The 26,279-nt window shown below is 68.6% G+C and carries 23 protein-coding genes; 14 read left to right on the forward strand and 9 right to left on the reverse strand.

What is annotated here, in order from left to right; genetic code table 11:
• The first annotated feature begins 10 nt into the window (after positions 1-10).
• Positions 11-2,389, forward strand: a complete 2,379-nt coding sequence (locus tag ACR3ZA_RS09140) for an alpha-L-rhamnosidase-related protein (protein ID WP_473661661.1) — start codon at positions 11-13, stop codon at positions 2,387-2,389.
• On the opposite strand, the gene ACR3ZA_RS09145 is transcribed toward ACR3ZA_RS09140, so the two are convergent.
• Both ACR3ZA_RS09145 and ACR3ZA_RS09150 read right to left on the reverse strand, forming a co-directional pair.
• Positions 2,380-3,363 (reverse strand): substrate-binding domain-containing protein, encoded by a 984-nt coding sequence (locus ACR3ZA_RS09145; protein ID WP_473661662.1) that lies wholly within the window; start codon positions 3,361-3,363, stop codon positions 2,380-2,382. The two genes, ACR3ZA_RS09140 and ACR3ZA_RS09145, sit on opposite strands and share 10 nt — an antisense overlap.
• A 257-nt stretch (positions 3,364-3,620) precedes the next feature.
• The gene (locus tag ACR3ZA_RS09150) at positions 3,621-4,658 is read right to left on the reverse strand and encodes a substrate-binding domain-containing protein (RefSeq protein ID WP_473661663.1); all 1,038 of its coding nucleotides are present in this window, start codon (positions 4,656-4,658) and stop codon (positions 3,621-3,623) included.
• 294 nt (positions 4,659-4,952) lie between these two features.
• On the opposite strand from ACR3ZA_RS09150, the gene ACR3ZA_RS09155 reads away from it, so the two are divergent.
• The 8 genes from ACR3ZA_RS09155 (at position 4,953) to ACR3ZA_RS09190 (ending at position 12,941) form a co-directional block, all read left to right on the forward strand.
• Positions 4,953-6,443, forward strand: a complete 1,491-nt coding sequence (locus ACR3ZA_RS09155) for a sugar ABC transporter ATP-binding protein (RefSeq protein ID WP_486179532.1) — start codon at positions 4,953-4,955, stop codon at positions 6,441-6,443.
• Entirely contained in the window at positions 6,440-7,471 is a 1,032-nt protein-coding gene (locus ACR3ZA_RS09160) for an ABC transporter permease subunit (RefSeq protein WP_473661665.1), read from the forward strand. The genes ACR3ZA_RS09155 and ACR3ZA_RS09160 overlap by 4 nt, the downstream gene beginning before the upstream one ends.
• Positions 7,468-8,514: an ABC transporter permease subunit gene (locus ACR3ZA_RS09165; protein WP_473661666.1), complete on the forward strand. Its 1,047-nt coding sequence runs from the start codon at positions 7,468-7,470 to the stop codon at positions 8,512-8,514. Before ACR3ZA_RS09160 ends, ACR3ZA_RS09165 begins: the two co-directional genes overlap by 4 nt.
• A gap of 47 nt (positions 8,515-8,561) precedes the next feature.
• Positions 8,562-9,608 (forward strand): substrate-binding domain-containing protein, encoded by a 1,047-nt coding sequence (locus tag ACR3ZA_RS09170; protein WP_473661667.1) that lies wholly within the window; start codon positions 8,562-8,564, stop codon positions 9,606-9,608.
• A gap of 60 nt (positions 9,609-9,668) precedes the next feature.
• A complete protein-coding gene (locus ACR3ZA_RS09175; protein WP_473662302.1) occupies positions 9,669-10,025 on the forward strand; it encodes an L-rhamnose mutarotase in 357 nt (118 codons plus the stop codon).
• Positions 10,026-10,049: 24 nt separating this feature from the next.
• Complete coding sequence (locus ACR3ZA_RS09180) at positions 10,050-11,069, forward strand: substrate-binding domain-containing protein (protein WP_473661668.1); 1,020 nt, start codon at positions 10,050-10,052, stop codon at positions 11,067-11,069.
• A gap of 110 nt (positions 11,070-11,179) precedes the next feature.
• The gene (locus ACR3ZA_RS09185) at positions 11,180-12,619 is read left to right on the forward strand and encodes an arabinose isomerase (RefSeq protein ID WP_473661669.1); all 1,440 of its coding nucleotides are present in this window, start codon (positions 11,180-11,182) and stop codon (positions 12,617-12,619) included.
• A 1-nt stretch (position 12,620) separates the two neighbouring features.
• Positions 12,621-12,941 carry an antibiotic biosynthesis monooxygenase gene (locus ACR3ZA_RS09190; RefSeq protein ID WP_473661670.1) on the forward strand — a complete coding sequence of 107 codons (321 nt, stop codon included), beginning with the start codon at positions 12,621-12,623 and terminating at the stop codon, positions 12,939-12,941.
• Between the two features lies 1 nt (position 12,942).
• On the opposite strand, the gene ACR3ZA_RS09195 is transcribed toward ACR3ZA_RS09190, so the two are convergent.
• The 6 genes from ACR3ZA_RS09195 to ACR3ZA_RS09220 form a co-directional block, all read right to left on the reverse strand.
• The gene (locus ACR3ZA_RS09195) at positions 12,943-13,608 is read right to left on the reverse strand and encodes an iron dependent repressor, metal binding and dimerization domain protein (RefSeq protein WP_473661671.1); all 666 of its coding nucleotides are present in this window, start codon (positions 13,606-13,608) and stop codon (positions 12,943-12,945) included.
• Entirely contained in the window at positions 13,605-14,501 is an 897-nt protein-coding gene (locus tag ACR3ZA_RS09200; RefSeq protein WP_473661672.1) for a metal ABC transporter permease, read from the reverse strand. Before ACR3ZA_RS09200 ends, ACR3ZA_RS09195 begins: the two co-directional genes overlap by 4 nt.
• Positions 14,498-15,253, reverse strand: coding sequence for an ATP-binding cassette domain-containing protein (locus tag ACR3ZA_RS09205; protein WP_473661673.1), 756 nt, complete (start codon positions 15,251-15,253; stop codon positions 14,498-14,500). Before ACR3ZA_RS09205 ends, ACR3ZA_RS09200 begins: the two co-directional genes overlap by 4 nt.
• Entirely contained in the window at positions 15,250-16,188 is a 939-nt protein-coding gene (locus tag ACR3ZA_RS09210; protein ID WP_473661674.1) for a metal ABC transporter solute-binding protein, Zn/Mn family, read from the reverse strand. The genes ACR3ZA_RS09205 and ACR3ZA_RS09210 overlap by 4 nt, the downstream gene beginning before the upstream one ends.
• 42 nt (positions 16,189-16,230) lie before the next feature.
• The gene (locus ACR3ZA_RS09215) at positions 16,231-17,241 is read right to left on the reverse strand and encodes a substrate-binding domain-containing protein (protein WP_473661675.1); all 1,011 of its coding nucleotides are present in this window, start codon (positions 17,239-17,241) and stop codon (positions 16,231-16,233) included.
• A gap of 65 nt (positions 17,242-17,306) precedes the next feature.
• Positions 17,307-19,004: an alpha-amylase family glycosyl hydrolase gene (locus ACR3ZA_RS09220; RefSeq protein WP_473661676.1), complete on the reverse strand. Its 1,698-nt coding sequence runs from the start codon at positions 19,002-19,004 to the stop codon at positions 17,307-17,309.
• 240 nt (positions 19,005-19,244) lie between these two features.
• On the opposite strand from ACR3ZA_RS09220, the gene ACR3ZA_RS09225 reads away from it, so the two are divergent.
• From ACR3ZA_RS09225 to ACR3ZA_RS09245, 5 genes are all read left to right on the forward strand, one after another.
• On the forward strand, positions 19,245-20,486 hold the full coding sequence (locus ACR3ZA_RS09225; protein WP_473661677.1) for an extracellular solute-binding protein: 1,242 nt from the start codon (positions 19,245-19,247) through the stop codon (positions 20,484-20,486).
• Positions 20,487-20,554: 68 nt separating this feature from the next.
• Entirely contained in the window at positions 20,555-22,171 is a 1,617-nt protein-coding gene (locus ACR3ZA_RS09230) for an ABC transporter permease subunit (RefSeq protein WP_473661678.1), read from the forward strand.
• Entirely contained in the window at positions 22,171-23,064 is an 894-nt protein-coding gene (locus tag ACR3ZA_RS09235; RefSeq protein WP_473661679.1) for an ABC transporter permease subunit, read from the forward strand. Before ACR3ZA_RS09230 ends, ACR3ZA_RS09235 begins: the two co-directional genes overlap by 1 nt.
• The gene (locus tag ACR3ZA_RS09240) at positions 23,061-24,917 is read left to right on the forward strand and encodes an alpha-amylase family glycosyl hydrolase (protein WP_473661680.1); all 1,857 of its coding nucleotides are present in this window, start codon (positions 23,061-23,063) and stop codon (positions 24,915-24,917) included. The genes ACR3ZA_RS09235 and ACR3ZA_RS09240 overlap by 4 nt, the downstream gene beginning before the upstream one ends.
• Complete coding sequence (locus ACR3ZA_RS09245; protein ID WP_473661681.1) at positions 24,914-25,687, forward strand: hypothetical protein; 774 nt, start codon at positions 24,914-24,916, stop codon at positions 25,685-25,687. Before ACR3ZA_RS09240 ends, ACR3ZA_RS09245 begins: the two co-directional genes overlap by 4 nt.
• Here ACR3ZA_RS09245 and ACR3ZA_RS09250 read toward each other — a convergent pair.
• The gene (locus ACR3ZA_RS09250; RefSeq protein ID WP_473661682.1) at positions 25,684-26,274 is read right to left on the reverse strand and encodes a hypothetical protein; all 591 of its coding nucleotides are present in this window, start codon (positions 26,272-26,274) and stop codon (positions 25,684-25,686) included. The genes ACR3ZA_RS09245 and ACR3ZA_RS09250 overlap by 4 nt on opposite strands.
• Positions 26,275-26,279: the final 5 nt, after the last annotated feature.

Raw genomic sequence — 26,279 nt, forward strand, 5'->3', positions numbered from 1 at the left:
AATGAGTTCCATGAGCACCGACGCAGGAGCGCCCGTTGTGGCCTTGTCGAACAACGACGACGACCTCGTCGATGACGTTCAGATCGAACCGCACGGGGTTTCCGGCCTCGACGGTCGCCCCGCGGGGCAGATCCGCCGCACGACTCGACCCGGATTCGAGGGGGCCTTTTGGCTGGCTGACGCGCGCGAGAAGGATCAGCACGCGGGATTCGTGACGGAACTGGTGGTCGAGAACTCGGGTGAGTACCAGCTCTTGGTGCAGGCCGCGGGCGTTTTTCGGTTGCGAGTCGACGGCGACACGGTCGTGCACGGCCCGCTCCGCTACTCGCCCTCGCTCCCCGAGTACCACCACCAATCGGTGTTCCTGGAGGCGGGGCGCCACCGCCTCTCCATTCACGCCATCGCGGAGGGCCTGACGACCCGGATGTCCGCGGCCGTCCCCGCGTTCGTCTGGTGCGAACTGCGCGACTCCGCGGGCGAGCTGCTCTCGCTCGAGTGGAGGGGTCGTGAACTCGACGAGTACACGGCAACCGGCCTCCGCGTGAGCCCGCTGCTGGGATGGGTCGAGTGGCAGGGCGAGCCGTTCGCGACGGAGTGGTGGACGGACGGGGACCGCTCCGGGTGGGCGGACGTCGCCGCTGTGGATCTGTCCCAGACTCTTGGGCCGATCACGCCTGCCGATATCGCGCTGATTCCCTGGACGACGCATGTGCTCAGCCCGACCGGCGAGGGCAGGTATCGCGATACCTACGTCGGCTACGAGTTCGACGACATCGGCACGCAGTTCCTGCTCGCCGATGACGACCCGCCCGTGGAAGACGACCTCGACGGACGCTGGTACCGCTACGACCTCGGCCGCGTCCGCATCGGCGCGGTCAAGCTCGAGCTCGCGACCGCCGGCCGCGCCGAGGTGACGGTTGCCTTCGCCGAACGCTTGACGCCGGCGGGTCGCCCGTCGCCCGTCGTCGCGCTCTCCGCGGGCCCGACCCGCATGTTGCAGCACTTCACCGTGGGCGAGGGCACTTCGACGATCGAGCCGCTCCAATCGCTCGGCGGGCGCTACCTCGAGGTCCGCGTGCGCGGAGACGAGAACGCCCGTCTCGTGGGCGCGGAGTTCATCGAGAGGGATCGGCTCGGCCCGCCCACCGGCCGGTTCGAATCGGATGACGCTCGACTGAACCAGATCTGGATGACCGGACTGGACACGCTGCGGGCGACCGCCGAGGACAGCCTGATCGACTCCGTGCGCGAACGCGGCGAGTGGGTCGGCGATGTCGTCTCGAGCGCGCTCCACCTGCTCACCACCGGATGGGGAGACGTGCGCCTGGTGCGCCGCGCCCTGCTGCACTCGGCCGCGGGAGCTCGCGCAGATGGCTTGGTCGCCGGGTGCGGCCCGGGTGAAGTGCTCTACCTCGGCACGTATGCCGCCCAATGGGTGACGGCATGCATCAACGTGGCGCGCGCCGAAGGCGATGTCGGCCTGCTGCACGAACTCGAGGAGTCGGCGCGGGCCAACGTGGACGCGCTCGTGCGCAGCGTCGCCGCCGACGGCGCACACACGCTGCCGTGGCCGTTCGTCGACTGGGGCTACGGAGTCCCGCGGAGTCAGCCGAATCTCGCCGCATTGGCGCACGTTCATCAGGCCGTGCGCAGCTGGCGTCGCTGGATGGTGCTGATCGGCAAACCGGAGGTCGCCGCCGACTATGCGTCGCAGGAAGAGCGCCTGGCGGCGCTGCTTCGGACCTGGATGTCGGATCCCGCCAACCGCTACCACTCATGGACGCTGGGTGCCCACAGCGGGGTCGTCGACCCGTCGGTGGCGGCGGACTTCCTGTTCCAGCATGTGAGCGGTGCGTTTCCGTTCAACCGCGAGGCGCCGCGCCTTCGTGATCCCAGCCAGGTGCGCCCTGGCGCGGTCACGCCGTACTTCACCAACTACTCGTTCCCGGTGCTGCTCGACTCAGGCTATGGCGGCGAAGTCGCCGAGCTCTGGCGCTCCGGCTGGGGCTGGATGCTCGACCGTGGCGCCACCACCTGGTGGGAGGTCTTCGATGAGCGCTGGAGCCAGTGCCACTACTGGGGCGGCGCGCCGACATGGCAGATGTCGCGGTACGGCTTGGGCCTGCACTCCGAGCTCGACGACGACGGATCGGTGCTCGACCTGCGAGTCAACGATCTCGGCCTCGACCGACTCTCAGGACTGGTCCACCTCCCTGGCGGCGGCGGTGCGGAGGTGGCGTGGGAGCGTGATGGCGAGGATGAACTCCGATACGCGGTGACGCTGTCGGACGAGGTCCGGATCCGCGCCCGTGGCGAGATGTCACGACTGTCGGCGGGCACGCACGAGTTCACCCTTGACCGCGTCGCGGGTGGGGCGAACTACGTGTAGCTTCCGACCGGGACTGGCAGGGACGTGTGCCGAATCACCAGTTCTGGCGAGAACGCACGGACCTCGTGCTCGTGGTCGATTCCGGCTTCGGCTTCGGCCAGGCAGAGGTCGACTGCGGCGGCGGCCATCTGCTCGATTGGCTGTCGGATCGTGGTCAGCGGGATGAGTGCCGACGCCGCGAAGGAGATGTCGTCGTGACCGACGATCGAGATGTCGCGCGGAATCTGGATCGATCGCTCCTGGGTCAGGTGGTGGATCATGCCGATGGCGACGAAGTCGTTCGCGGCGAAGATCCCGTCGGGGCGATCCTCGGGTGCCATCGAGAGGATGCGCAGGGCGAGAAGCCTGCCTTCGTCCAGGGTGAGGTTCGACGTCGAGAGGTAGTTCATCCGCGCATCACTCGCCTCTGCCGCCGCCCGGGCGGCGCCGTCGACTCGGCCGCGGACCTGGTGCAGCGGTCCGCCGACGACGAGGATGTTGCGCCGTCCCTGGGCGATCAGGTGGCGCACGGCGAGGTAGCCGCCCATCTCGGAGTCGGAGTAGACGCCGCAGAATTCGGATCCGGCGCTCGGCACGCCCAGCAGCACCACGGGAGTCCCGCGATGATGGAGCGCACGAATGCGATCGGTGACGCCGTCGACGGGGGCGAGGAGGAGCCCGCGCACGCGTTGCGACTCGAACACGTCGATGTACTTGTTCTCGCGCTCGGGTCGTTGAGCGCTGCCCGCGAGGACGAGTGAGAATCCGCGGCTGTCGGCTTCTTCTTCGGCGGCGTCGGCGAAGGTGTTGAAGAACGCGTTGTAGCTGCTGAGAACTAGGAGCGCGACCGTGCGGCTTGCGCCGCTGGCCAGCTCGCGGGCGTTCTCGTTCGGAAAGTAGCCGAGCGCGGCCATCGCGTCTTGCACCTTTTTGACGAGTGCGGGCGAGACGCTCTCGCGCCCGTTCAGCACGTTCGAGACGGTTCCGATTGACACGCCCGCGTGTTGCGCAACGTGGCGAATGTGAACGCGAGCTGCACCCACGCTGGCCTCCTTGGGAAAAGCGCGGACGTGACACGGCGGTGCTTGGCGCCAGGTCCGCTCATGAACCGTATCAATATTCTGACCCGGAGTTCCGCGCCGCCGTTGCCTGCATCCGAGGCCGGCAGGAGTGATGCTGGGCCACCCGACGTGAACCGATTCACACCCGTGGATTGCGCGAGGGGACCGCCGGGCGCGAGGTGATGTGATGCCTAGCGACGCGCCGCCGTCGCCGCGGTGGCGCTCTGCGTGGAGGCGCGCACGACGAGTTCGGGTTGGAACACCGTCTGGCGCGGAATCGACGTCGGATCCTCGGCCTCTTCGATCAGCACTCGAAGCGCGGTCTGCCCAATCATGCGACTCGGCTGGCGCATCGACGAGAGCGGGACAGCGGCCGCGCGTGCGAATGCGATGTCATCGAAGCCGATGAGTGCGATGTCGCCGGGCACCAGAAGTCGCCCGTCGACCGTGAGAGATTGGAGCAAGCCGAGAGCGACGAGGTCGTTCGCGGCGAAGATGGCGTCGGGCCGCTGCCAGCGTGGACGCTCGAGGACCCGCTGGCCGGCGCGCACTCCCTCGTCGACCGTCAGGCTCGCGGTGACAACGACCTCGAGTTCGACGGGTTGATTGCTCGCCTCGACCGCCACCCGCGCTCCGGCGAGACGGTCGGCGACCTGCCGGATGTCGAAAGGCCCGCCGACGAAGGCGATCCGCTCGCGCCCGCTGTCGATCAGGTGCTCTGTCGCGATGCGGCCCCCGGCGACGTTGTCGACCGAGACCGAGCTGAAGCGTCCGTCGCCGCTGAAGCGGTCGACGAGCACCGTCGGTATCCGGCGAGATCGCAGTCGCTCCAGGCGCGGATTGATGTCACTATGCGGAGAGACAAGGACCCCGCGCACACGCTGCTCCTCGAACAAGTCGAGATAGAGGCTCTCCCGAACGAGATCTTCCTCGCTGTTGCCCAAGAGGATTGCGATGCCCCGTTGCATCGCCTCGTCTTCGGCGCCGCGAACGACTTCGTTGAAGAAGGGGTTCTGCCCGTTGAGCACGACGAACCCCACCGTGGAGCTGATGCCCGCGCGCAAGCGACGGGCGGCGTCGTTCCGAACGTAGCCGAGTTCGTCGATCGCGCGTTGGACGCGGCCCACGGACTCGGCCGAGACCTCGGCCGGACGGTTCAAGACGTTCGACACCGTGCCCACCGAGACGCCGGCGCGCTGCGCCACGTCTCGGATGCTCACGGCAGTCATGCGTCCTCCTTGGCGCGTGATCGGCGGGTTCGATCGTGAATGGATTCAACCACGAATCTGCGCCCAGGTCGCGCTCTGGCTCGATCTCCGGGTGCACGAACCCCTGAATTTCCGAGGCTTTTCCCCGCTTTCGGCGCGTCTGCGCGCGCCGTCAGAGTTGACGAGAGGCGAAGTGGCTGTTACGTTCACCTCCACACATGAATCGATTCATGTAGGATTCAGTTCATTCGCCACTCGGCGGACTCAACGACGAGATGAGGTTCGGCTGTGACAACGCCCTCCCCGGACGCGCCGGTGCTCGCCCTCCGCGGCGCGAGCAAGACATTCGGCCCCGTGGTTGCGCTGGCGAATGGAACCATCGAGCTGCAGCGCGGCGAGATCCACGCGCTCGTCGGCGAGAATGGAGCGGGCAAGTCGACGCTGGTCAAGATCCTCGCCGGTCTCTACCACCCTGACGCGGGCGACTTCCGCGTCTCCGGTGCGCCGGTGAACTTTCGCAACGTGGCCGAGAGCAAGGCCGCAGGGATCTCCGTGATCTACCAGGAGCCGACGCTCTTTCCCGACCTCACCGTTGCCGAGAACATCTTCGTCGGGCGGCAGCCGCGCGGCCGTTTCGGCCTGATCAGTCGGTCGTCGATGCGTCAGCAGGCACGTGAGCTGTTCTCCCAGCTCGGGGTGCCGATCGACCCCGATCGACTCGCCGAGGGCCTGTCGATCGCCGACCAGCAGATCATTGAGATCGCCAAGGCGATTTCGTTGGACGCCTCCGTGCTCGTGATGGATGAGCCCACCGCTGCCCTCTCCGGGGTTGAGGTGGAACGGCTGTTCGCGGTTGCGCGATCGTTGCGCGACCGCGGTGCCGGAATCATGTTCATCTCGCACCGATTCGACGAAGTGTTCGACCTGTGCGACCGGATCACCGTCATGCGCGACGGCCGCTACATCCAGACGCACCGCGTCGAGGACACCAATGTGGACGAGATCGTGCGCGAAATGGTGGGGCGCGACATCGCCGCGCTCTTTCCCAAAGTTGACGCCGAGATCGGCGAACCGGTGCTCGAGGTGTCCGGCCTGAGCCGGGCGGGCGTGTTCAAGAACGTGAACCTGACCGTGCGGGCAGGGGAGATCGTCGGACTTGCGGGTCTTGTCGGAGCGGGACGCACTGAGGTGGCGCGCGCCATCTTCGGCATTGATCCCTACGAGAGCGGCACCGTGACGGTGGAAGGCCGCGAACTGCCGCGCCGCGACCCGCGGGCGGCGATCGCAGCCGGCATCGGTTTCGTGCCCGAGGATCGGCGCAAACAAGGTCTTGTCATGGATCTCTCCGTCTCGCGCAACGCGGCGCTGACGTTGCGGAATCAGCTCGCCCGTTTCGGCCTCATCAACCCGCGTACCGAGCGGCGAATCGCCGGCGAATGGACCGATCGTCTTCAGGTGAAGGCAGGCTCTCCCGACATTGAGGTATCGACCCTTTCGGGTGGGAACCAGCAGAAGGTCGTGCTGGCCAAGTGGCTCGCGACCGAGCCGCGATTGCTCATCGTCGATGAGCCCACTCGTGGCATTGACGTGGGCACCAAAGCCGAGGTGCACCGCCTGATCACGGAACTCGCCGGGCGAGGGATCGCAATCTTGATGATCTCCTCCGAGCTGCCCGAGATCCTCGGGATGAGCGACCGCGTCATCGTGATGCGCGAGGGTCATGTCACGGGCGAATTGACTCGCGCCGAAGCCACCCCCGAGCGCGTCATGCACGCCGCCACGACCGCTGAGGGAGCCAGCGCATGACCGTCCCGAGCCTGAACCACGCGCCGAAGAAATCGGCCCCGATGCGCGCGATCGGCGCGATCTTCAAGTTCCGCGAACTGCCGGTCAGCGTTGCGCTCATCGCGCTCGTTCTCGTGACCTTCTTGGCGAACCCGCGATTCCTGACGCCGCAGAGCGTCAAGGACCTGATGCTCAACGCCACGATCGTGATGATCCTTGCGGCGGGCCAGGCGCTCGTGCTGATCACTCGAAACGTCGACCTCTCGGTGGGCTCGATCCTCGGCATCTCGGGCTTCTTCACGGGGACCCTGTTCGCCACCGTCCCGGGCATCCCGATTCCGGTGGTGTTCATTGCGGGGATGCTCATGGGTGCTGCGCTCGGCGCGATCAACGGCCTTCTCGTCACGAGTGTTCGAGTTCCCGCGCTCGTCATCACGCTCGGAACGCTCTATATCTACCGGGGCGTGAACAACGCGTGGGCCGGGGGCAAGGAGTATTTCTCCGGGGACCGACCGGTCGCCTTCGGCAACCTCTCCGTGGATACGTTCCTCGGTATCCCGATCATCACGCTGCTTGCGATCGCGGTCATCGTCATTCTGGCGGTCGTGCTCGCCGGAACGCGATCCGGGCGCGACCTGTACGCGATCGGGTCCGACCCTGACGCGGCGCGTGTGTTCGGAATCCCGGTCGGGCGCAGGGTGTTCACGGCGTTCCTCGTGAACGGGCTGTTGGCGGGGCTGGCGGGGGTGCTCTACGCCTCGCGCTTCAGTTCAGTCGGCGCGACGACCGGCACCGGACTGGAACTCGATGTCGTGGCGGCTGCGGTCGTCGGCGGCGTGGCGATCTTCGGCGGGTCGGGAACCGTTGTCGGGGCCGCGATCGGCGCCCTGCTGCTCACGACGATCACGAGCTCGCTCACCGCCGTCCGGGTCGACAAGTTCTGGCAGCAGGCCGTTGTCGGCGCGCTCATCATCTCCGCGATCGTGATTGACCGAATCGCCAGCCTTCGTGCGACCCGCAAGCTTCGAATCAGCGAGGACACAGAATGAGCACCACGATCGCCCCTCGGGGGCGCCGCGACGTCCGACAGTCGGCCTTCGGCCGCACCGTTCTGAATCGGGATGGGGCGCTCGTCGCCGTGCTCGTGCTCGTGATCGTGCTCGCGAGCGTGCTTCTGCCGCGATTCGCGTCACCTGTCACGGTCGGCTATCTGCTGCTGAACGCCGTGCCAGCGCTGCTGATTGCGCTGCCGATGACACTGATCATCATCACGGGCGAGATCGATCTCTCCGTTGCAAGCGTTGTCGGCCTCACGACCGGAACGATCGGAGCTCTCAGCCTCGCGGGTTGGGACTACGTACCCGCAGTTCTGGTTGCCGTGCTCGTCGGTGTGCTCGCGGGCGCGGTCAACGGCGCACTCATCGCGTTCGTCGGGCTTCCGTCGCTCGCCGTCACCATCGGAACGCTGGCGCTGTATCGAGGGCTTGCACTCGTCGTGATCGGCGACAACTCGGTGTCGAGCACGCAGCATCCCGCCGAGTTCACGGGCTTCATCAACGCGAGACTCGGCGAGACCGGCATCCCGGTCGTGGTTCTTCTCGTGCTGGTGATCGCGGTCATCTTCGCTGCCGTGCTGCACTTCACGCCGTTCGGCCGCGGCCTGTACGCCCTCGGCTATAGCAAAGAGGCCGCGACCTTCGTCGGAATTCGGGTTGGCTGGTCGAAGTTCTGGCTGTACGTCGCGAGCGGACTCGTGTGTGCGTTCGTCGGGGTCTATTGGTCGCTCTACTACAGCGCCCGAAGCGATAGCGCGTCGGGACTGGAGCTGACCGTCATCGCAGCGGTTCTGCTCGGCGGCATTTCGATCTTCGGCGGCCGCGGCACGATCGTCGGCGCGATCACGGGCGTGCTGCTGATCGCGACGATCAACTACGCGCTGCGCCTGCAGCGCATCCCCGACGTGACGCTGGTGATCATCACCGGCTCGCTGTTGATCCTTTCGGTGGTCGGCCCGAGCCTGTTTGCGACCTACCGGCAGTGGCGGCAGGTGCGCCGCATTCAACGACGTCTTCCTCAGGCGACCGACGCCTGAGGACACCGGTGCCGAGCACCCGGCACACCCCCACGAAAGGAATGACAATGGAGTTGATTCGCAATCACCGTCGACGTCTCGTCGCGGTAGCTGCCGCGGCAACCGCGGTTGCGCTCGCCGTCACGGGCTGCGCGACGGCGGAGGAATCGGGCGGCGAGGGATCGAGCGAAGGCGCTTCGATCACCTTCATCCCGAAGAACCTCAACAATCCGTACATCACGCTGGAGCTCTCCGGAGCGAAGGAAGCGGCCGAGGAACTCGGCTTCACGTACAACGAAGCGGCTCCGCTCGATGCGGGCGCCGACAGCCAGATCCCGTTCATCCAGACCGAGGTCCAGAACGGCACCGAGATCATCGCGGTGTCGCCCAACGACCCCGATGCCGTATGCCCCGTGTTGGAAGACGCGCGCGCGGGCGGGGCGAAGATCATCACCTTCGACTCCGACTCGGCCGTCGAGTGCCGCGACCTGTTCATCAACCAGACCTCGGTTGAGGGCGTCGCGGCAGGCCAGCTCGAGCAGCTGTACGACCAGATCGGCGGAACCGGCGAGATCGCAATCCTGTCGGCCACTGCTGCGGCCCCGAACCAGAACTCCTGGATTGCGGCCATGGAGCAGCAGATTGCCGAGAACCCGGACTACGAGTGGGATCTCGTCGCGACCGTCTACGGCGACGACGATGACACCAAGTCGTTCCAGGAGGCCCAGGGTCTGCTGCAGTCGTACCCGAACCTGAAGGGCATCATCTCGCCCACGACGGTCGGCATCGCTGCGACCGCGCGCTACCTCTCGACCTCGGAGTACAAGGGTCAGGTTGCGCTCGTGGGTCTTGGCCTTCCGGGTCAGATGAAGGAGTACCTGGAGGACGGCACCGTTCAGGCGTTCGCGCTGTGGGACCCGTCGGACGTGGGGTACCTCTCCGCCTACGCGGGCAAGGCGCTGCTGGACGGAACGATCACCGGCGCCGAGGGTGACACCTTCGACGCGGGCAAGCTCGGAACGTACACGGTGGGTCCGAACGGTCTCATCATCGTCGGCGACCTGCTCAAGTTCACGCCTGAGAACATCGACGAGTACGACTACATCTCGTTCTAGTCACCACTGGGCAGGGGGGTCGGCCGTGTGGCCGGCCCTCCTTCCCGCAACCCGGAGCGCATCGTGACGACAACCCCGTACCAACGTGTCTGCTTTCAGCTCCAGCTCGACCCGGCACGACTCGACGAGTACCGGGAGCGGCATGCCGCGGTCTGGCCTGAGATGCTTCAGGCGCTCATGGATACCGGCTGGCACAACTACTCCCTGTTCGTTCGCCCCGACGGGCTGCTCATCGGCTATTTCGAGACGCCAGACCTCGACGCTGCACTGCGCGGGATGGCGGAAACGGAGATCAACGCGCGCTGGCAGGCTGAGATGGCCGAGTTCTTCCTTGAGCTGGATGGTGCTGCTCCGGACACCGGCTTCGTGCGACTCATCGAGGTGTTCAACCTTGAGGACCAGTGGGCCGCGCTCTGAGCAGGCTCATGCTTGACTGAGAGGATGAGCCCTCCGCGCGAACTCGGCCTTGCTGCCGTGGCGCGGCGTGCGGGCGTGTCGGCCGCAACGGTGTCGAACGTCATCAACCGGCCGCAGCTCGTGTCGGAGAACACGACCAATCGGGTTCGTGCCGCGATGGCCGAGCTGGATTTCGCGCCGAATCGTGCGGCGGCGGCGCTTCGGCAGGGTTCGAGCCGACTCTTGGGTCTGGTGATTCCGGACATCGTGAACCCCTTTTATGCGGCGATTGTGGATGCGGTCGTCGAGGCCGCCGACCGCGACCGTTACGCCGTCGCACTGTGCGTCAGCCACGACGACCCCGAGCGCGAGCGGCGGCACGTCGACATGCTGGCGGAGCACCGAGCGGCGGGGGCGATCGTTGTTCCCGTGGCTGCTGACGCCACGCGGCTGGAGCGGTTGCGGGCACTCGGAACGCGGCTCATCGTCGTCGACCGACATGTCGACGAACACGACAGCTGTTCGGTCGCCGTCGACGATGTGCGTGGCGGTGCGCTGGCGGTCGAGCATCTCCTCGAGTCCCGACGCGGCACGCGGGGCATCACGATCGTGAACGGGTCGACCGAGATCCCGCAGTGCGCGGATCGACGAGCCGGCGCTCTCGCCGCCTTGACGTCGCAGGGGTGCGACGGAGCGGAACTGGTCGAAGTCGATGTGGCCGAGATGACGGTCGATGCCGGCATCGACGCCGGACGGCGCATCGTGCGCGACGGCCTGCCGACGCAGGTGTTCTGCACCAACGACCAGCTCGCCGTCGGCGTCATTCGCGGTGTTCGAGCCGAGGGGCTTCGTGTTCCTGATGACGTCCAGGTGGTCGGCTACGGCGATCTTGCGCTGTCCACCGCCGAGGCGATCGAGCTCACGACAGTGGGGCAGCCCAAGCAGGAAATGGGTGCACGCGCCGTTGACATGCTGTTCGCCGAGTTAGCCGAAGGGGAAGGCCACCGGCACCAGTCAACGGTGTTTGCGCCGAGCCTCATTCCCCGCGGTTCCACCGGATTCTGAGGCGTCACCGCGCGCGGCTGGTGATCTCACGATCGCGTTGGTACCATTCATTTAATCGATTCAATTGCCAGGCGCTGCTGTCGCCTTGCCCCCACGACCGAGGAACAACGATGTCCGATCTCGTCAATGTCACTGAACTGCTCACCCCTCCCCGACGCCGAAAGACGCGCATCGGCCTCGTGGCAGGTGGCCTCGGCGCCTACTGGCCGCAGTTCCCGCAGCTCAAACCGCAACTCGAAGAGTCGACGGCGTACGTCGTCGATCGCTTCGAAAAAATGGACGGTGAGGTCACCGACGTCGGCTTCGTCTCCGACGCGCAGGAGGCCGCCGTCGCCGCCGAGAAGCTTCGCCAGGCGGACTGCGACCTCATCGTCATGTTCATCACGACGTACCTCACGAGCTCGATGGTGCTCCCGATCGCCCAACGCGCGCAGACACCTGTTCTGGTGATCGATCTGCAGCCCGAGACGAAGATGAACCACGCGACGTTCGGCACCGGCGAGTGGCTCGCCTACTGCGGGCAGTGCTCGATCCCCGAGATCGGCAACGTGTTCCGTCGAGCGGGGATTCCGTTCCGCTCGGTCTCGGGGTGGCTTCGTCAGGATTCGGCGTGGGACCGGATCAGCAGTTGGGTGCGAGCCGCCGACATTCGCGGACGGCTGCGCCACGCGCGCCACGGGCTGATGGGGCACCTGTACCCCGGAATGTTGGACGTCTCGACCGATCTGACGCTGCTTCCGGCGACCTTCGGCAGCCATGTCGAGGTACTCGAGTTCGATGACCTCCGGGTTCGCGTCGACAAGGTCTCCGACCGCGAGGTCAGCGACAGGATGGAACTCGCCAAGAAGATCTTCACGCTGGACGACTCGGTCGTCGACGAGGACTTCGCCTGGGGTGCCAAGGTCTCGGTCGGACTCGACCGCCTGGTGGAGGACTTCGATCTCGATTCACTCGCCTATTACCACCGCGGCCTCGACGGAGAGCAGCACGAGCGCCTCGGTGCCGGAATGATTCTCGGCGCATCCCTTCTGACCGCGCGCGGGATCCCGGCGTCCGGTGAGTACGAGCTGCGGACCTCGGTGGCGCAGCTGATCACCCAGGTCGCCGGTGCGGGTGGGTCGTTCTGCGAGATCCAGGCGCTCAACTTCGACGACGGAGTCGTTGAGATGGGACATGACGGCCCCGCCCACCTCGCCGTGTCCAGCCGGGACCCGCTGCTGCGTGGCCTCGGCGTCTACCACGGCAAGCGCGGATGGGGCGTGAGTGTCGAGTTCGACGTCCAGCACGGCCCCGTCACGCTGCTGGGCCTGGGGCAGGATCGCGACGGAAGCCTGTCGTTCATCGTGTCCGAGGGCACTGTCGTTCCCGGCCCCTTGCTCGAGATCGGCAACACGACCAGTCGCGTCGATTTCGGCCGAGACCCGGGGGAGTGGGTCGACGACTGGAGCGCCACCGGCGTCGGTCACCACTGGTCGCTGTCGGTGGGGCACCGCGGCGCAGACTACCGTGCGGCGGCGAACTTGCTCGGCGTCGACTACCGGGAGGTGTGACATGAGTCTGGTTGTTGTCGCCGTGCTGAAGGCGAAGCCGGGGCTTGGCGGGCGACTGATCGAGAACTTCCGCGAGGTCACGCCGCGGGTCCACGCCGAGCCGGGCTGCGAACTGTATGCCGCGCATCTCGAACAAGGTGGGGACACGGTGGTCATGGTGGAGCGCTGGACGACCCGCGCCGACCTGGATGCTCACGCCGCGGGCGAACCGCTTGCGCGACTCAACGAACTCAACGCTGACGTGCTCGAAAAGCCCTACGACGTCTGGTTTCTCGACAACGTTCCGCTCGGAACTTCCGCTCAGGGCACCATCCCCGAGTGACCTAGGGAGCCGCGACCACGAGGATCGCCTCGGCCGCACGCTCCCCGAGCGACAGCTCGAGCTCGCCCAGGTGCACGGTGATCGTGCCCGCGGCGGGTTCGCGACGTGCGACCCGCAGGTGCGCATCGAGGACGATGCCTGCGTTCTCCAGATAGCGCAGCAGCTCCGGGTCGGCATCCGAGACCCGGGCGATGCGCACCGCGGCGCCGTCCTCGGCGGCGAGCAGCGGGATGCCGGCGAAGCCCGGCAGGGTGCCGTCGCGTCGCGGAATCGGGTCGCCGTGCGGGTCGCGCTCCGGGTCGCCGAGCTGCGCCGCCACGGCGTCGACGAAGCGATCCGAGACGGCGTGCTCGAGAACCTCCGCCTCGTCGTGCACCTCGTCCCAGGCGTAGCCCAGCTGCTCCACCAGGAAGGTCTCGATCACGCGGTGCTTGCGCACCATCGCGACGGCGATCCGCTCTCCCTCGGCGCTCAGTGTGATCGCACCGTAGGGGGCGTGGGCGACCAGGCCGCGCGCCGTGAGCTTGCGGACGGACTCCGAGACCGAGGAGGCGGCGAGCCCGAGCCGGGCGGCGAGCACACTCACCGTGACCGGTTCGGCGCTCCACTCCGCCGCGTTCCAGATCGCTTTGAGGTAGTTCTCGGTCTGGGTCGAGTTCTCCGTCATCGTGCCTCCGAGGCGTCGGTCGTGCGGCGTGAGGTGCGTCGTGCGCGACGTGCCGCCGCCAGGCGGGCCGCGAAGACCCCGTGGCGCGGGCTGGCCAGGAACACGATCGTGAACAGCGCCCCCTGGGTGAGAACGACGAGCGCGCCGGGGGAGGCGTCCCACCAGTAGCTCAGGTAGATGCCGACGACGCTCGCCGTGACGGCCAGGGCGGGCGCGATCAGCAGCATCCGCCCGAAGCGGTCGGTCAGAAGCGTCGCCGTCGCCCCGGGGATGATCAGCAGCGCCACCACGAGCACGACGCCGACGACCTGCAGGGCGACCACGGCGGTGAGGGCGAGCATGCCGAGCAGCAGCGCCCCGAGCAGGCGCGGAGAGAGCCCGATCGCGAAGGCATGAGTGGGGTCGAAGGCGAACAGGGTGAGGTCGCGGCGCTTCAGCAGCACGACGATCAGCACGATCGCGGCGAGACCGGCGATCTGCGCGAGCTCGCTCTGGCTCACCCCCAGCACGTTGCCGAACACGATGTGCGCGAGATCGGTCTGGCTCGGGGTCACCGAGATGAGCGCGAGACCGAGCGCGAACAGGGTCGTGAAGACGATGCCGATGGCGGCGTCCTCCTTGATGCGGCTGCGGTCGCGCACGACGCCGATCAGCCCCACCGCGAGCACGCCGAACACGACCGCGCCGAGAGCGAACGGCGCGCCGACGACGTAGGCGAGCACGACCCCGGGCAGCACGGCGTGCGAGACGGCATCGCCCATGAGCGACCAGCCGATCAGCACCAGCCAGCAGCTCAGCAGGGCGCAGACGAGCGCGGCGATCGAGGTGGTGACGAGCGCCCGCACCATGAAGTCGTAGCCGAGCGGTTCGAGGATCCAGTCGAGGGGGCTCACGCGACGCCGCCCTCGCGCTCGGTGCCGAGTCCGAATGCGCGCGCCAGGTTCTCCGGCCGCAGCACCTCGTCCGTCGGCGCGTGCAGCAGCACGCGGCCGAGCAGCAGGATCGCCTCGTCGGCGAGTGCGGGGAGCGCGTGCAGATCGTGCGTTGACACGATGACCGAGCGGCCGTCGTCGGCCAGTTCGCGCAGCAGACGCACGATGAGGGTCTCGCTGCGGCGGTCGACGCCGGCGAACGGCTCGTCGAGCAGCAGGATCTGGGCATCCTGTGCGATCGCTCGGGCGACGAAGGTGCGCTTGCGCTGCCCGCCGGAGAGGCTGCCGATCGGGCGGTCGGCGAGGTCGCCGAGCTCGACACGGGCGAGGGCGCTCGCGACCGCGTCGCGGTCGACCTGGCGCGGACGCCGGGTGAGCCCGAGGCGCCCGTACCGGCCCATCATCACGACATCGCCGACCGTGACGGGAAAACGCGGGTCGATGTCGTCGGACTGCGGCACCGACGCGACCAGTCCGCGCCGGCGCGCCTGCTCGGGCGGAAGCCCGCCGAGCCGAACGGTGCCGCGGTCGGCGCGCACCGCTCCCAGCGCCACCTTGAACAGCGTCGATTTGCCGGCGCCGTTCATGCCGATCAGACCGCACACGCGCCCGGGTTCGACGCGCAGCTCAGCGACGTCGAGCGCGAGCAGGTCGCCGTAGTGCACCGCGATATCGCGGAGCTCGAGCGCCGGGGCGAGGGCGGGCTGGCTCATGCCTCCGCTCCGCTCAGCCCGGCGATGATGAGGTCGACGTCGTGGCGCAGCAGCTCCAGGTAGGTGGGCACCGGCCCGTCCGCTTCCGAGAGCGAGTCGACGTAGAGTGTGCCGCCGAACGTCGCACCGGTCGCCTCGACCACCTGCTGCATGGCGCGGTCCGAGACGGTCGACTCGCAGAACACCGCAGGCACGTCGTTATCGCGGACGAAGTCGATGACGGCCGCGATCTGCTGCGGCGTCGCCTCCTGCTCGGCGTTGACCGGCCAGAGGTACTGCTCGGTCAGGCCCGCATCCCGAGCCAGATAGCTGAACGCGCCCTCGCAGCTGACGAGCGCGCGGTGGTTCTCGGGCAGTCCGTCGAGTGCCGCGAGCAGCTCGTCGTGCAGGGCGCGAAGTTCGGCGGTGTAGCTCTCGGCGTTGCGCGCGAAGTCGTCGGCGTGGCTCGGGGCGAGCTCGGCGAACGCGGTCGCAATCGTCGCGACGTAGCCTTCCGCCTCGGTGGTCGACATCCAGGCGTGCGGGTTGGGGGCGCCGGTGTCGCCGATCGGGATGGGGGTGACGGTGTCGCCGAGCACGACGTGCGGCACCTCGAGCTGGTCGATGAACTGAGCGAACCAGGCCTCGAGCCCCAGGCCGTTGTCGAGGATGAGGTCGGCGGTCGAGGCGGTGCGCAGGTCGCCCGGCGTCGGCTCGTAGCCGTGGATCTCGGAGCCGACCTTGGTGATCGACTCGACGCGGAGATGCTCGCCCGCGACGTTCTGCGCCAGATCGGCGAGCACGGTGAAGGTGGTGAGCACGACCGGGCGGTCGTCCGCGGGGTCAGGCGTCGAGCTGTCGGCGGCACAGCCGCTCAGGCCGAGCGCGAGGGAGAGCCCGGTCGCGGCAACGACGGACGTCGTGCGGCGTCGCCCCTGACGCCAGAGTTTCGGCATACCGAAACTCTAGATGAGGTCGTGCGAAATCGCCTGCTCGGTCTAGGCGAGCCGAGCGGTCGTCGACCGCACCATGAGCTCGAACGGCAGAGGCGTGTTGAGGGTGTCGATCGTCCGGGTGTGGGGCTGCAGCTCATCCATGAGCACCTCCACGGCGCTGCGACCCTGCAGTTCAGGGAACTGCGCGATCGTCGTGAGCCCGAAGAACTCGGCGTAGGCGTGATTGTCGACGCCGACGACCGAGAGGTCGTCGGGCACTCGCATGCCGAGGTCGCGGGCCGCGAGGATCGTTCCGAACGCCATCTCGTCCGAGGCGGCGAAGATCGCGGTGGGCCGCGTCCGCGGATCGCCGAGCAGCTGCTTCGCGGCGTGATACCCGCCCTCGAGGCTGAAATCACTCGGGGCGTAGCGTGCCGGGTCGAGCGGAATCCCCGCCGCCGTGAGCGCCTGCTCGTAGCCGACGCGGCGATTGGTCGGCACATGGAAGTCCATCTCGAACTCCGCGTCACCCCCGATGTGCGCGATCGCGCGATGGCCGAGAGAGACCAGGTGCTCGGTCGCGAGCCGCGAGATCGCGACGTCATCGATGCTGAGCGTGCGAATCCCGGGCAGGGGACCGCCGACGCCGACGAGCGGCTTCTTGAGGTTCAGCAGCCGCGTGACCTCCTCCGAGGTCAGCTCGAGACTCACGGCGATGACCGCATCGACCCGCTTGCGCAGCAGGAAGTGCTCGAACACGCTGCGGCGCTCGGCGTCGCCGCGCAGGTTGTAGAGCGTGAGGTCGTAGCCGTGCGAGAGCAGCGCCGACTGCGCTCCCTCCAGCACGGCGGTGTAGAACCACCGGTTGAGGAACGGGATGACGATGCCCACATTGCGCGTGCGGCCGCTGGCGAGACTCGAGGCGTTCGACGAGACGACGTAGCCCAGTTCGGTCGCCGCCGCCTCCACGCGTTCGCGGGTCGCGGGGGACACCGAACCGCGCCCGCTGAGGGCGCGCGACACGGTCGCGGCAGAGACGCCCGCGAGACGGGCGACTTCATCGATGCCGGGCATGCGCGCTCCTCCCGGTGCTGGCCCTCGTGTGTCCCGATCCTACTGACGCGGTCGCCTGCGTCTCGTCACTGCTGGAGCCACACGGTGGCGTCGGTCGGCACGCTGCCCGCGGGGAGCTCGGCGCTCGCGACGAGCACCTGCCCGGGCGGCAGCGGCACCTCCGTATCGCCGAGGTTGGCAACGACGGTGACGTCGCCGACGCGGAAGGCGAGCACGTCCTCGCCGAATCCGTCGAGCCACTGCAGGGCCTGGCGACCGAGATCGAGCCGTCGGCGCGCGGCCAGGGCCGAGCGGTAGAGCTCGAGCGTGCTGCCCTCGACTCCGGCCTGTTCCTCGCGCGCGAGACCCCGCCACGACCCCGGCTGCGGCAGCCAGCTCGCACCCGTGTCGTTGAAGCCGAACGCCGGGGCCTCGGCATCCCACGGCAGGGGCACGCGGCAGCCGTCGCGCCCGTAGCGCTCGCCGTCGGTGCGGAACCAGGTCGGGTCCTGCCGTGCCTCGTCGGGCAGGTCGATCGCTTCCGGCAGGCCGAGCTCCTCGCCCTGGTAGAGGTAGGCGCTGCCGGGCAGTGCGAGCATCAGCAGGCTCGCGGCCCGCGCGCGGCGCAGGCCGAGCACGGGGTCGGGCTGATGCGGCGATCGCGGCCCGAGGCCGTGGCCCTGCGGGTTCTCGCCCGCGATGGCGAGTCGACTCGCGTGGCGCACGACGTCGTGATTGCTCAGCACCCAGGTGCTCGGAGCCCCGACCGCGCCGAACGCCTCGAGCGAGGCGTCGATGACCCGCGCGAGCGACGCCGCCTCCCACGCGGTCTCGAGGTACGCGAAGTTGAAGGCCTGGTGCATCTCGTCGGGGCGCACCCACTGCGCCATCCGGCTGAGCGGGTCGACCCAGGCCTCCGCGGCCAGGATCCGCTCGCCGGGATACGAGTCGAGCACCCGACGCCACTCGCGCCAGATCTCGTGCACGCCCTCCTGCCCCCAGTACGGCGGCAGCGGAGCGGGCTCGGCGTCGATGCCGCCGGCGCCGCCCATGCTGCCGGCCCCCTCCGGCGGGGTGTAGTCGGGAAGGCCGTCGGCCTTGATCATGCCGTGTGCGACGTCGACCCGGAATCCGTCGACGCCGCGATCGAGCCAGAAGCGCAGGATGTCGAGGAAGTCGGCGCGCACCTCGGGGTTCGACCAGTTCAGGTCGGGCTGCGAGTCGTCGAAGATGTGCAGGTACCAGGAGCCGTCGGCGACGCGCGTCCACGCCGGCCCGCCGAAGACGGACTCCCAGTTGTTCGGGGGGAGCTCCCCGGCGACCCCGCGGCCCTCGCGGAACAGGTAGCGCTCGCGCTCGGGACTTCCCGGCGCGGCGGCGAGTGCCGCCTGGAACCAGCGGTGCTCGCTCGAGGTGTGGTTGGGCACCATGTCGACGATGACGCGGATGCCGAGCTCGTGCGCGCGGGCGATGAGCGCGTCGGCGTCGGCCAGCGTGCCGAAGATCGGATCGACGTCGCAGTAGTCGGCGACGTCATAGCCCGCATCGCGCTGCGGGGAGGCGAAGAACGGCGAGAGCCAGACCGCATCGACGCCGAGATCTGCGAGGGCCGGCAGGCGGTCGGTGATGCCGCGCAGGTCGCCGATCCCGTCGCCGTTCGCGTCGGCGAAGGAACGCGGGTAGATCTGGTAGATCACGGCCGAGCGCCACCACTCGGTGGGCTCGGCGGTGGGGGACCCGGCCAGAGAATTCGGCGCGGCGCTGCGCGATGGATCGGTGAGCATGCGGTTGAGAGTAGGTGGCGCGAGGCCGTTTGTGCAAGCGCTTACACCCCGGTGAGTCACGCGAACCCAAGAAAATAGGCGCAGGTACTTGGCATCCGCGAGATCTTCAGCTAAGAATGGAAACGCTTGCAGACCTGCGAGCCCCAACCAAGAGAACGGCCTCTTCCGCGCGGCACCGAGTGCACAGCACCCGACCCGGCGCGCGACGGGGGCCGCTCCGCAGCAGGAAAGGTCACACCAATGAGGGTGCAATCCACTCCCCGCGCGCTTCTTGCCAGCGTCGCCGTCGCCGCCGCGAGTGCTCTGGCGCTCGCCGGATGCAGCACGGGACCCGAGACGCCGCAGTACTCCGGAACGCTGACCGTGTGGGTCGACGCGGACCGTGCCGCCGTCCTCGAGGACGGCGCCGCTCAGTTCCAGGAGGAGCGCGGCGTCGAGGTCACGCTGGTTCAGAAGGACTTCGGTGACATCCGCGACGACTTCACCACTCAGGTGCCCACCGGCGAAGGCCCCGACATCATCGTCGGCGCGCACGACTGGCTCGGCAAGCTCGTGCAGAACGGCGTCGTGGCGCCGCTCGAGCTCGGCGACAAGGCGAGCGAGTTCCAGCAGGTCGCGATCAACGCCATGAGCTACGAGGGCCAGAACTACGGTCTGCCCTACTCGGTCGAGAACATCGCCCTCGTGCGCAACACCGACCTCGCCCCCACGGCGCCGACCACCTTCGACGAGCTGATCGCCATGGGCGAGGCGGCCGTCGATGCGGGTGACGCGGAGTACCCGTTCCTCGTCGGACTCGACCCCAACGCGGCCGACCCGTACCACCTGTACCCGCTGCAGGCCTCCTTCGGGGCGACCGTCTTCGAGATCACCGCCGATGGCACCTACGACCCGACGAAGCTGGCGCTGGGAGGCGCCGGTGGTGAGGCCTTCGCGCAGAAGCTCGCCGAGTGGGGTTCGATGGGCATCCTGAACACGAACATCTCCGGCGACATCGCCAAGGAGGAGTTCAACGCGGGCAAGTCGCCGTTCTACCTGACCGGTCCGTGGAACGTCCCGGCCGCGGCCGAGGCCGGCATCGCCTACTCGATCGACGCGATCCCGTCGGCGGGCGGCGAGACGGCGACGCCGTTCGTCGGCGTGCAGGGCTTCTACATCAGCTCGAAGAGCGAGAACGCCCTGGCCGCCAACGAGTTCCTCGTGAACTACGTCGGCACCGAGGCCGTGCAGACGGCGCTCTACGAGGTCGGCGGCCGTGCCCCGGCGCTGATCAGCGCCTTCGAGGCCGCGCAGGGTGACGCGGATGTCGCCGCCTTCGGCGCGGTCGGCGTCAACGGCGTGCCGATGCCGAACGTTCCCGCGATGGACGCCGTCTGGGCCGACTGGGGAGCGACCGAGGTCGCGATCATCAACGGCCAGGGCGACCCGGTCGAGCTGTGGCAGGCGATGGTCGCCAGCATCCAGTCCAAGATCGAGGGCTGATCCTCTCGAGCGGCCCGGGGAGTGCATCCCCGGGCCGCTCATCCCCTCCCGCCTCACCTCGGAGAACCATGACGACGTCGACTCCCGGCACCACCCCGCCGCTCGCACCCCAGCCCGCCGCCCCGGCTCGGGGAATCCATCACCACGGAACGCCCAGCGTCCGCAGCACTCTGATCAAGATCTCGCTGCTCGCGATCGTCGACTCGCTGGCGGTGTTCGCCCTCTTCACGCTGCTGCTCAAAGAGGAGTGGGTGGTCTTCGGGATCGCCTTCGCGGTCACGCTCGCCATCAACGTCATCTACCTGAAGCCGGGCATGCTGCCCGCCAAGTACCTCGCCCCCGGGCTGCTGTTCCTCGCCGTCTTCCAGATCTTCGTCGTCGTCTACAGCGGCTACATCGCCTTCACCAACTACGGCGACGGGCACAACAGCACCAAAGAGGACGCGATCGAGTCGATCATCGCGAACGCCCGCACCCGCGTCCCCGACTCGCCCACCTACCGGCTGACGGTGCTCGAGCAGTTCGGCACCTTCAGCTTCCTCGTCACCACTCCCGACGGCGAGGTGTTCGTCGGCGGCGAGGACCGCCCGCTCGAGGAGGCCCCCGGCGCGCGCCTGGACAGCACGGGGAAGGCGATCGAGCTCGACGGCTACACCACCCTCGACTTCGGATCGCTCATCCAGAACCAGTCGGTGATCGCCGACCTCTCGGTGCCGCTCACCGACGATCCGAACGACGGGGCGCTGCGGACGCCCGACGGCAGCTCCGCGTACCTCTACACCTCCGCCCTCGAATACGACGAGGCCGCCGACGCGATCATCGACACCCGCACCGGCGAGACCTACCTGGATCGCGGCGACGGTGCGTTCGCCAACGAGGCGGGCAAAGAGCTCTCTCCGGGCTGGAAGATCGACGTCGGGTTCGACAACTTCGCCCGCGCGTTCACCGAGGAGTCCATTCGCGGTCCGCTGCTCGGTGTCATCGCCTGGACGTTCGCGTTCGCCCTGCTGTCCGTCGGCATGACGTTCGCGCTCGGACTGTTCCTCGCGATCGTCTTCAACGAGGCGCGGATGCGGGGCCGGAAGTTCTACCGCATCGTCCTGATCCTTCCCTACGCCTTCCCCTCGTTCCTCTCCGGGCTGGTCTGGCTGGGTCTGCTCAATCAGGACTTCGGCTTCGTCAACCAGGTCGTCTTCGGCGGGGCCGCCATCCCGTGGCTCACCGACCCCTGGCTCGCCAAGGCGAGCGTGCTGATCGTGAACCTCTGGCTCGGATTCCCCTACATGTTCCTGATCTGCACGGGCGCCCTGCAGTCGATCCCCGAAGAGCTCACCGAGGCCGCTCGCGTCGACGGGGCGCGTCCGTGGGCCGTGTTCCGCCTGATCAAGTTCCCGCTGCTGCTGGTCTCGGTGGCGCCGCTGCTGATCTCGTCGTTCGCCTTCAACTTCAACAACTTCAACGTCATCTACATGCTGACCGGGGGTGGGCCGCGGAATGTGGCCGCGGGCGTCGACGCCGGCGCCACGGATCTGCTCATCACCCTCGTCTACAAGGTCGCCTTCGGCAGCGGCACGGGCCGTGACTACGGTCTGGCGAGTGCGTTCGCGATCCTGATCTTCATCATCGTGGCGGTGGTCTCGATCATCGGCTTCCGCCGCACCCGTGCCCTGGAGGATCTGAACTGATGGCCACGATTCCCGCCTCCATTCCCGTTCGTCGCCGGCGCTCTGCGGCCCGGTGGTTCGCCGACACCGGCTGGCGCCACCTCGTCGGCGTCGCGGTCGTCATCTTCGCGACCTTCCCGCTGCTGTACGTGCTGTCGGCCTCGCTCAACCCCACCGGCACGCTGGTCGGCTCGAACGTGCTGTTCCGCTCGCTGGACTTCTCGAACTACATCGAGCTGTTCAACCGCCCGCAGCAGCCCTACGCCGCCTGGTTCGGCAACACGCTCGTGATCGGGCTGATCTCCGCCGCCGGAACCGTGTTCCTCGGCGCGCTCGCCGCCTACGCGTTCTCGCGCATGCGCTTCACCGGCCGCCGGGTCGGACTGCTCAGCCTGCTGCTGGTGCAGATGTTCCCGCAGCTGCTCGGGGTCGTGGCGATCTTCCTGCTGCTCTCCGGCATCGGCGACATCTTCCCGGCGCTCGGCCTCGGCTCGCAGCTCGGCCTCATCATGGTCTACCTCGGCGGCGCGCTCGGCGTGAACACCTACCTGATGTACGGGTTCTTCAACACGGTCCCGGTCTCGATCGATGAGGCGGCGAAGATCGACGGCGCCAGTCACGCCCAGATCTTCTTCGGCATCATCCTGCGCCTCGTGGCGCCGATCCTCGCCGTCGTCGGGCTGCTGTCGTTCGTCGGCACGACCAACGAGTTCGTGATCGCGAGCATCGTGCTGAGCGACCCGCAGACGCAGACCCTCGCCGTGGGCCTCTACCAGTTCGTCTCCCAGGAGACGTCGAAGAACTGGACGCTGTTCTCGGCGGGCGCGGTGCTGGCGGCGATCCCCGTCATGGCCCTGTTCCTGTTCCTGCAGCGCTACATCGTGAGCGGGCTCACCGCGGGTTCGGTGAAGTGAGCCGCGCGCTCCCCGAGCCTCACCACGACGGGTCGCCGCTGTACGTCGAGCGTGCGACGGTCCAGCTCGGCGACCGCGTTCGCGTGCGCCTGAGGGCGCCGCGCACCGGCCCGCGGCTGCGGCGGGTGCACGTGCGCTCGAATCCCGACCACGAGCCGCGCTGGGACGAGGCGCGGCGTCTCGAGGGCGCGGGCGACGCGGAGTGGTGGGAGGCCGAGCTCGAGGTGGCGAACCCGCGGCACGGCTACCGCTGGCTGCTGGAGGACGAGGCGGGAGGCATCCGCTGGCTCAACCAGGCGGGCCTCTTCGCGGGCGAGACCCGCGACGCCGACGACTTCGCCCTCGTCGCCGGCAACGCTCCGCCGGAGTGGATGACCACCTCGGTCATGTACGAGATCTTCCCGGACCGCTTCGCGCGCTCCGCGGCCGCCGATCGGCGCCCCGCACCGGAGTGGGCGATTCCCGCCGCCTGGGACGACCCGGTCGATCCGGAGATGCCGGGACGCTCCCAGCAGCTCTACGGTGGCGACCTCGACGGGATCATCGAGCACCTGGATCACCTCGCCGACCTCGGCGTCGATCTGCTGTATCTGAACCCCTTCTTCCCGGCCGCCTCCAACCATCGCTACGACGCCGCGAACTTCCGGGTCGTCGACCCGCTGCTCGGCGGTGACGAGGCGCTGGTGCGGCTGGTCGAGGCCGCCCACGCGCGGGGCATGCGAGTGATCGGCGACCTGACGACGAACCACTCCGGCGATCGCCACGAGTGGTTCCGCGCCGCCCTCGGCAGCCCGGCGGCGCCCGAGTCGGAGTTCTACTTCTTCACCGACGACGAGAACACGCAGTACGAGAGCTGGCTCGGCGTCCCCAGCCTGCCGAAGTTCGACTGGAGCTCGGCGGAGCTGCGGCGACGCTTCACCGACGGCCCCGACTCGGTGGTCGCGCACTGGCTGCGTGCGCCGTTCCACCTCGACGGCTGGCGGATCGACGTCGCCAACATGACCGGGCGGCTCGGCGCCGTCGACCTCAACGCGGAGGTGCGGCAGACGCTTCGCCGCACGATGAGCGAGATCAACCCCGACACGGTGCTGCTGGCCGAGTCGACCAACGACGCCACCGAGGACTTCACCGGCGACGCCTGGCACGGCGCGATGACCTACGCCGACTTCACCCGGCCGCTCTGGGGGTGGCTCGCCGAGCCCGCCGAGCCCGACGAGACGCTGTGGTTCTTCGGCGTGCCGGTCACGCGCGTCCCCGCGGTCACCGGGGTGGAGTTTCACGCTCAGCTGCAGCGCTTCGTCGCCGGCATCCCCTGGCGGGTGCGGCTCGGCACGATGCACGCGCTCGACACGCATGACACTGCCCGGTTTCTCACCCACGCGACGCCGGGTGCGCTTCCGGTGGCGCTCGGGCTGTCGCTGACGCTGCCCGGAATCCCGACCGTGTGGATGGGGGACGAGTTCGGGTTTCACGGCGTCGACGGCGAGGCCTCCCGCACCCCGATGCCGTGGGGGAGCGCCGACCCGGCCGCGGCGCAGACGTTCGCGCTGTACCGCGAGCTGATCGCGCTGCGCCGCGCGCATCCGGTGCTCGGCACCGGAGGTCTGCGCTGGCTGCATGTCTCCGACGACGCGCTCGTCTTCGTGCGGGAATCCGCCGACGAGAGCCTGCTCGTGCTCGCCGCACGGGCCGCCGTCGACCTCCCGGTGCCGGGGCAGGCGTCGACGCAGCGGCTGTTCGGTGAGGCGCTCTGGGGCGAGCGGCTGACGGCGCCCGGGATCGGGCTGACGGTGTGGCGCGGGCCCGGTGTCGACGCTCCCGGCTGGGGGCGCCCGGGAGGAGAAGCCGAGTGACCGAGCCGATCGATTTCGACAAGTGGACTCGCGCACTCGAGGCGGCGTTGCGGGAGCGCGACGAGGCGGCCGGGCTGGTGCTGCTGGGCTCGACCGTCGCCGAGCACCGCCGCGATGAGTGGTCAGACCACGACTTCTTCGCCCTGGCGGGCGCCGGCCGCGGCGAGGAGCTGCGGGCGGTCGCGGACTGGCTGCCCTTTCCCGAGCGGTGCGTGCTGATCGCGCGCGAAGGCGAGATCGGGTTCGTCGCCGTCTACGACGACGGACATGTGGCCGAGTTCGCCGCCGCGACGGCGGACGAGCTAGCCGGCGCGCTCGTCACCGGCGACAGCGCGGTCGCGTACGACGAGGGGCCGGCGGCGGCGCTCGTCGCCGCTGCGCGGGCGCGGGTCGACGCTCGGCGCGTCGACCCGGTGAACGAGGCCAAGCTGGTGCTCGTCAAGCTGCTGATCGGCGTGGGGCGCGCTCGCCGCGGCGAGCGCCTCGCGGCGGGAGGCTTCGTACGGAGCTGGGCCCTCGAGTGCTTCGTGCGCGCGCTGCGTGCGCGACACCCCGTCGCGGGGTCGGCGCGCGACGCGATCGATTCGCTGCGCCGACTCGAGCGTGACTATCCCGAGTTGGCGGCGCGACTGGACGAGATCCTCGCCGCGCCGGTCGAGGAGGCGGGGCGCGGGCTGTTCGAGCTGTTCCGCGCGACGCTGGAACCGGGGTGGGCCGAGTTCCCGACTGCCGCCGCCGACGCTGTCGCGGTGCGGCTGGGCTGGGACTAGCTCTCGTCTTCGTCTTCGTCTTCGTCTTCCGGCAGCGCGGCGAGCCAGTCGCCCCACCACGCCTTCCACCGCTCGGCTTCGTCGGCGCTGGCGAGTCGCTCGTGGGTCACGGTCAGGCGGGTGCGGCCGCCGGCGACCGCATCGATCGCGAGCTGCACGACGCCGACCGGCTCCGCGCCGTGGGTCGCGTCGAACCGGGGCGACTTGACGCCCGGGCGTGAGCGCGCAGTCAGCGCGAGCTCCGGGATCAGCTCGGCTCGACTTGCGTCGTCCTCGAGTGCGGTGCGCAGGCCCGCCGCGCTCCACCGGAGCGTGCGCGATCGGCTCACCGAGAACGTGCCGTCGGCCATCTGGCCGGGAAGGCGCAGCCCGGTGATCCGTTCGAAGCCGACCGTGACCGCCTGGGCCCACCAGGCATCCACGCCCTGCTCGTGAACCCAGCGGGCGATCGCCGGATGTCCGGCACCTCGGCCCGGACCGGCGTCGATGAGCTCGACCCATTCCGCCCAGCCGTGACCCGTGCGCTCGCGGACCGCGTCGTCCGGGTGCTCCGGCTCCGACGCCCAGGTCTCGCTGCTGGCGGCCATGTCGC

The organism is Herbiconiux sp. J20-20 (genome assembly GCF_057365085.1).

What these genes read in the sequence shown, in the direction of transcription:
- ACR3ZA_RS09195 (WP_473661671.1), bottom strand. Translation starts at nt 13,608, where the DNA reads ATGACGGAGAACTCGACCCAGACCGAGAACTACCTCAAAGCGATCTGG.
- ACR3ZA_RS09160 (WP_473661665.1), top strand. Translation starts at nt 6,440, where the DNA reads ATGACCGTCCCGAGCCTGAACCACGCGCCGAAGAAATCGGCCCCGATG.
- ACR3ZA_RS09215 (WP_473661675.1), bottom strand. Translation starts at nt 17,241, where the DNA reads ATGCCCGGCATCGATGAAGTCGCCCGTCTCGCGGGCGTCTCTGCCGCG.
- ACR3ZA_RS09235 (WP_473661679.1), top strand. Translation starts at nt 22,171, where the DNA reads ATGGCCACGATTCCCGCCTCCATTCCCGTTCGTCGCCGGCGCTCTGCG.
- ACR3ZA_RS09220 (WP_473661676.1), bottom strand. Translation starts at nt 19,004, where the DNA reads ATGCTCACCGATCCATCGCGCAGCGCCGCGCCGAATTCTCTGGCCGGG.
- ACR3ZA_RS09210 (WP_473661674.1), bottom strand. Translation starts at nt 16,188, where the DNA reads ATGCCGAAACTCTGGCGTCAGGGGCGACGCCGCACGACGTCCGTCGTT.
- ACR3ZA_RS09165 (WP_473661666.1), top strand. Translation starts at nt 7,468, where the DNA reads ATGAGCACCACGATCGCCCCTCGGGGGCGCCGCGACGTCCGACAGTCG.
- ACR3ZA_RS09170 (WP_473661667.1), top strand. Translation starts at nt 8,562, where the DNA reads ATGGAGTTGATTCGCAATCACCGTCGACGTCTCGTCGCGGTAGCTGCC.
- ACR3ZA_RS09150 (WP_473661663.1), bottom strand. Translation starts at nt 4,658, where the DNA reads ATGACTGCCGTGAGCATCCGAGACGTGGCGCAGCGCGCCGGCGTCTCG.
- ACR3ZA_RS09230 (WP_473661678.1), top strand. Translation starts at nt 20,555, where the DNA reads ATGACGACGTCGACTCCCGGCACCACCCCGCCGCTCGCACCCCAGCCC.
- ACR3ZA_RS09140 (WP_473661661.1), top strand. Translation starts at nt 11, where the DNA reads ATGAGCACCGACGCAGGAGCGCCCGTTGTGGCCTTGTCGAACAACGAC.
- ACR3ZA_RS09190 (WP_473661670.1), top strand. Translation starts at nt 12,621, where the DNA reads ATGAGTCTGGTTGTTGTCGCCGTGCTGAAGGCGAAGCCGGGGCTTGGC.
- ACR3ZA_RS09205 (WP_473661673.1), bottom strand. Translation starts at nt 15,253, where the DNA reads ATGAGCCAGCCCGCCCTCGCCCCGGCGCTCGAGCTCCGCGATATCGCG.
- ACR3ZA_RS09180 (WP_473661668.1), top strand. Translation starts at nt 10,050, where the DNA reads ATGAGCCCTCCGCGCGAACTCGGCCTTGCTGCCGTGGCGCGGCGTGCG.
- ACR3ZA_RS09250 (WP_473661682.1), bottom strand. Translation starts at nt 26,274, where the DNA reads ATGGCCGCCAGCAGCGAGACCTGGGCGTCGGAGCCGGAGCACCCGGAC.
- ACR3ZA_RS09185 (WP_473661669.1), top strand. Translation starts at nt 11,180, where the DNA reads ATGTCCGATCTCGTCAATGTCACTGAACTGCTCACCCCTCCCCGACGC.
- ACR3ZA_RS09225 (WP_473661677.1), top strand. Translation starts at nt 19,245, where the DNA reads ATGAGGGTGCAATCCACTCCCCGCGCGCTTCTTGCCAGCGTCGCCGTC.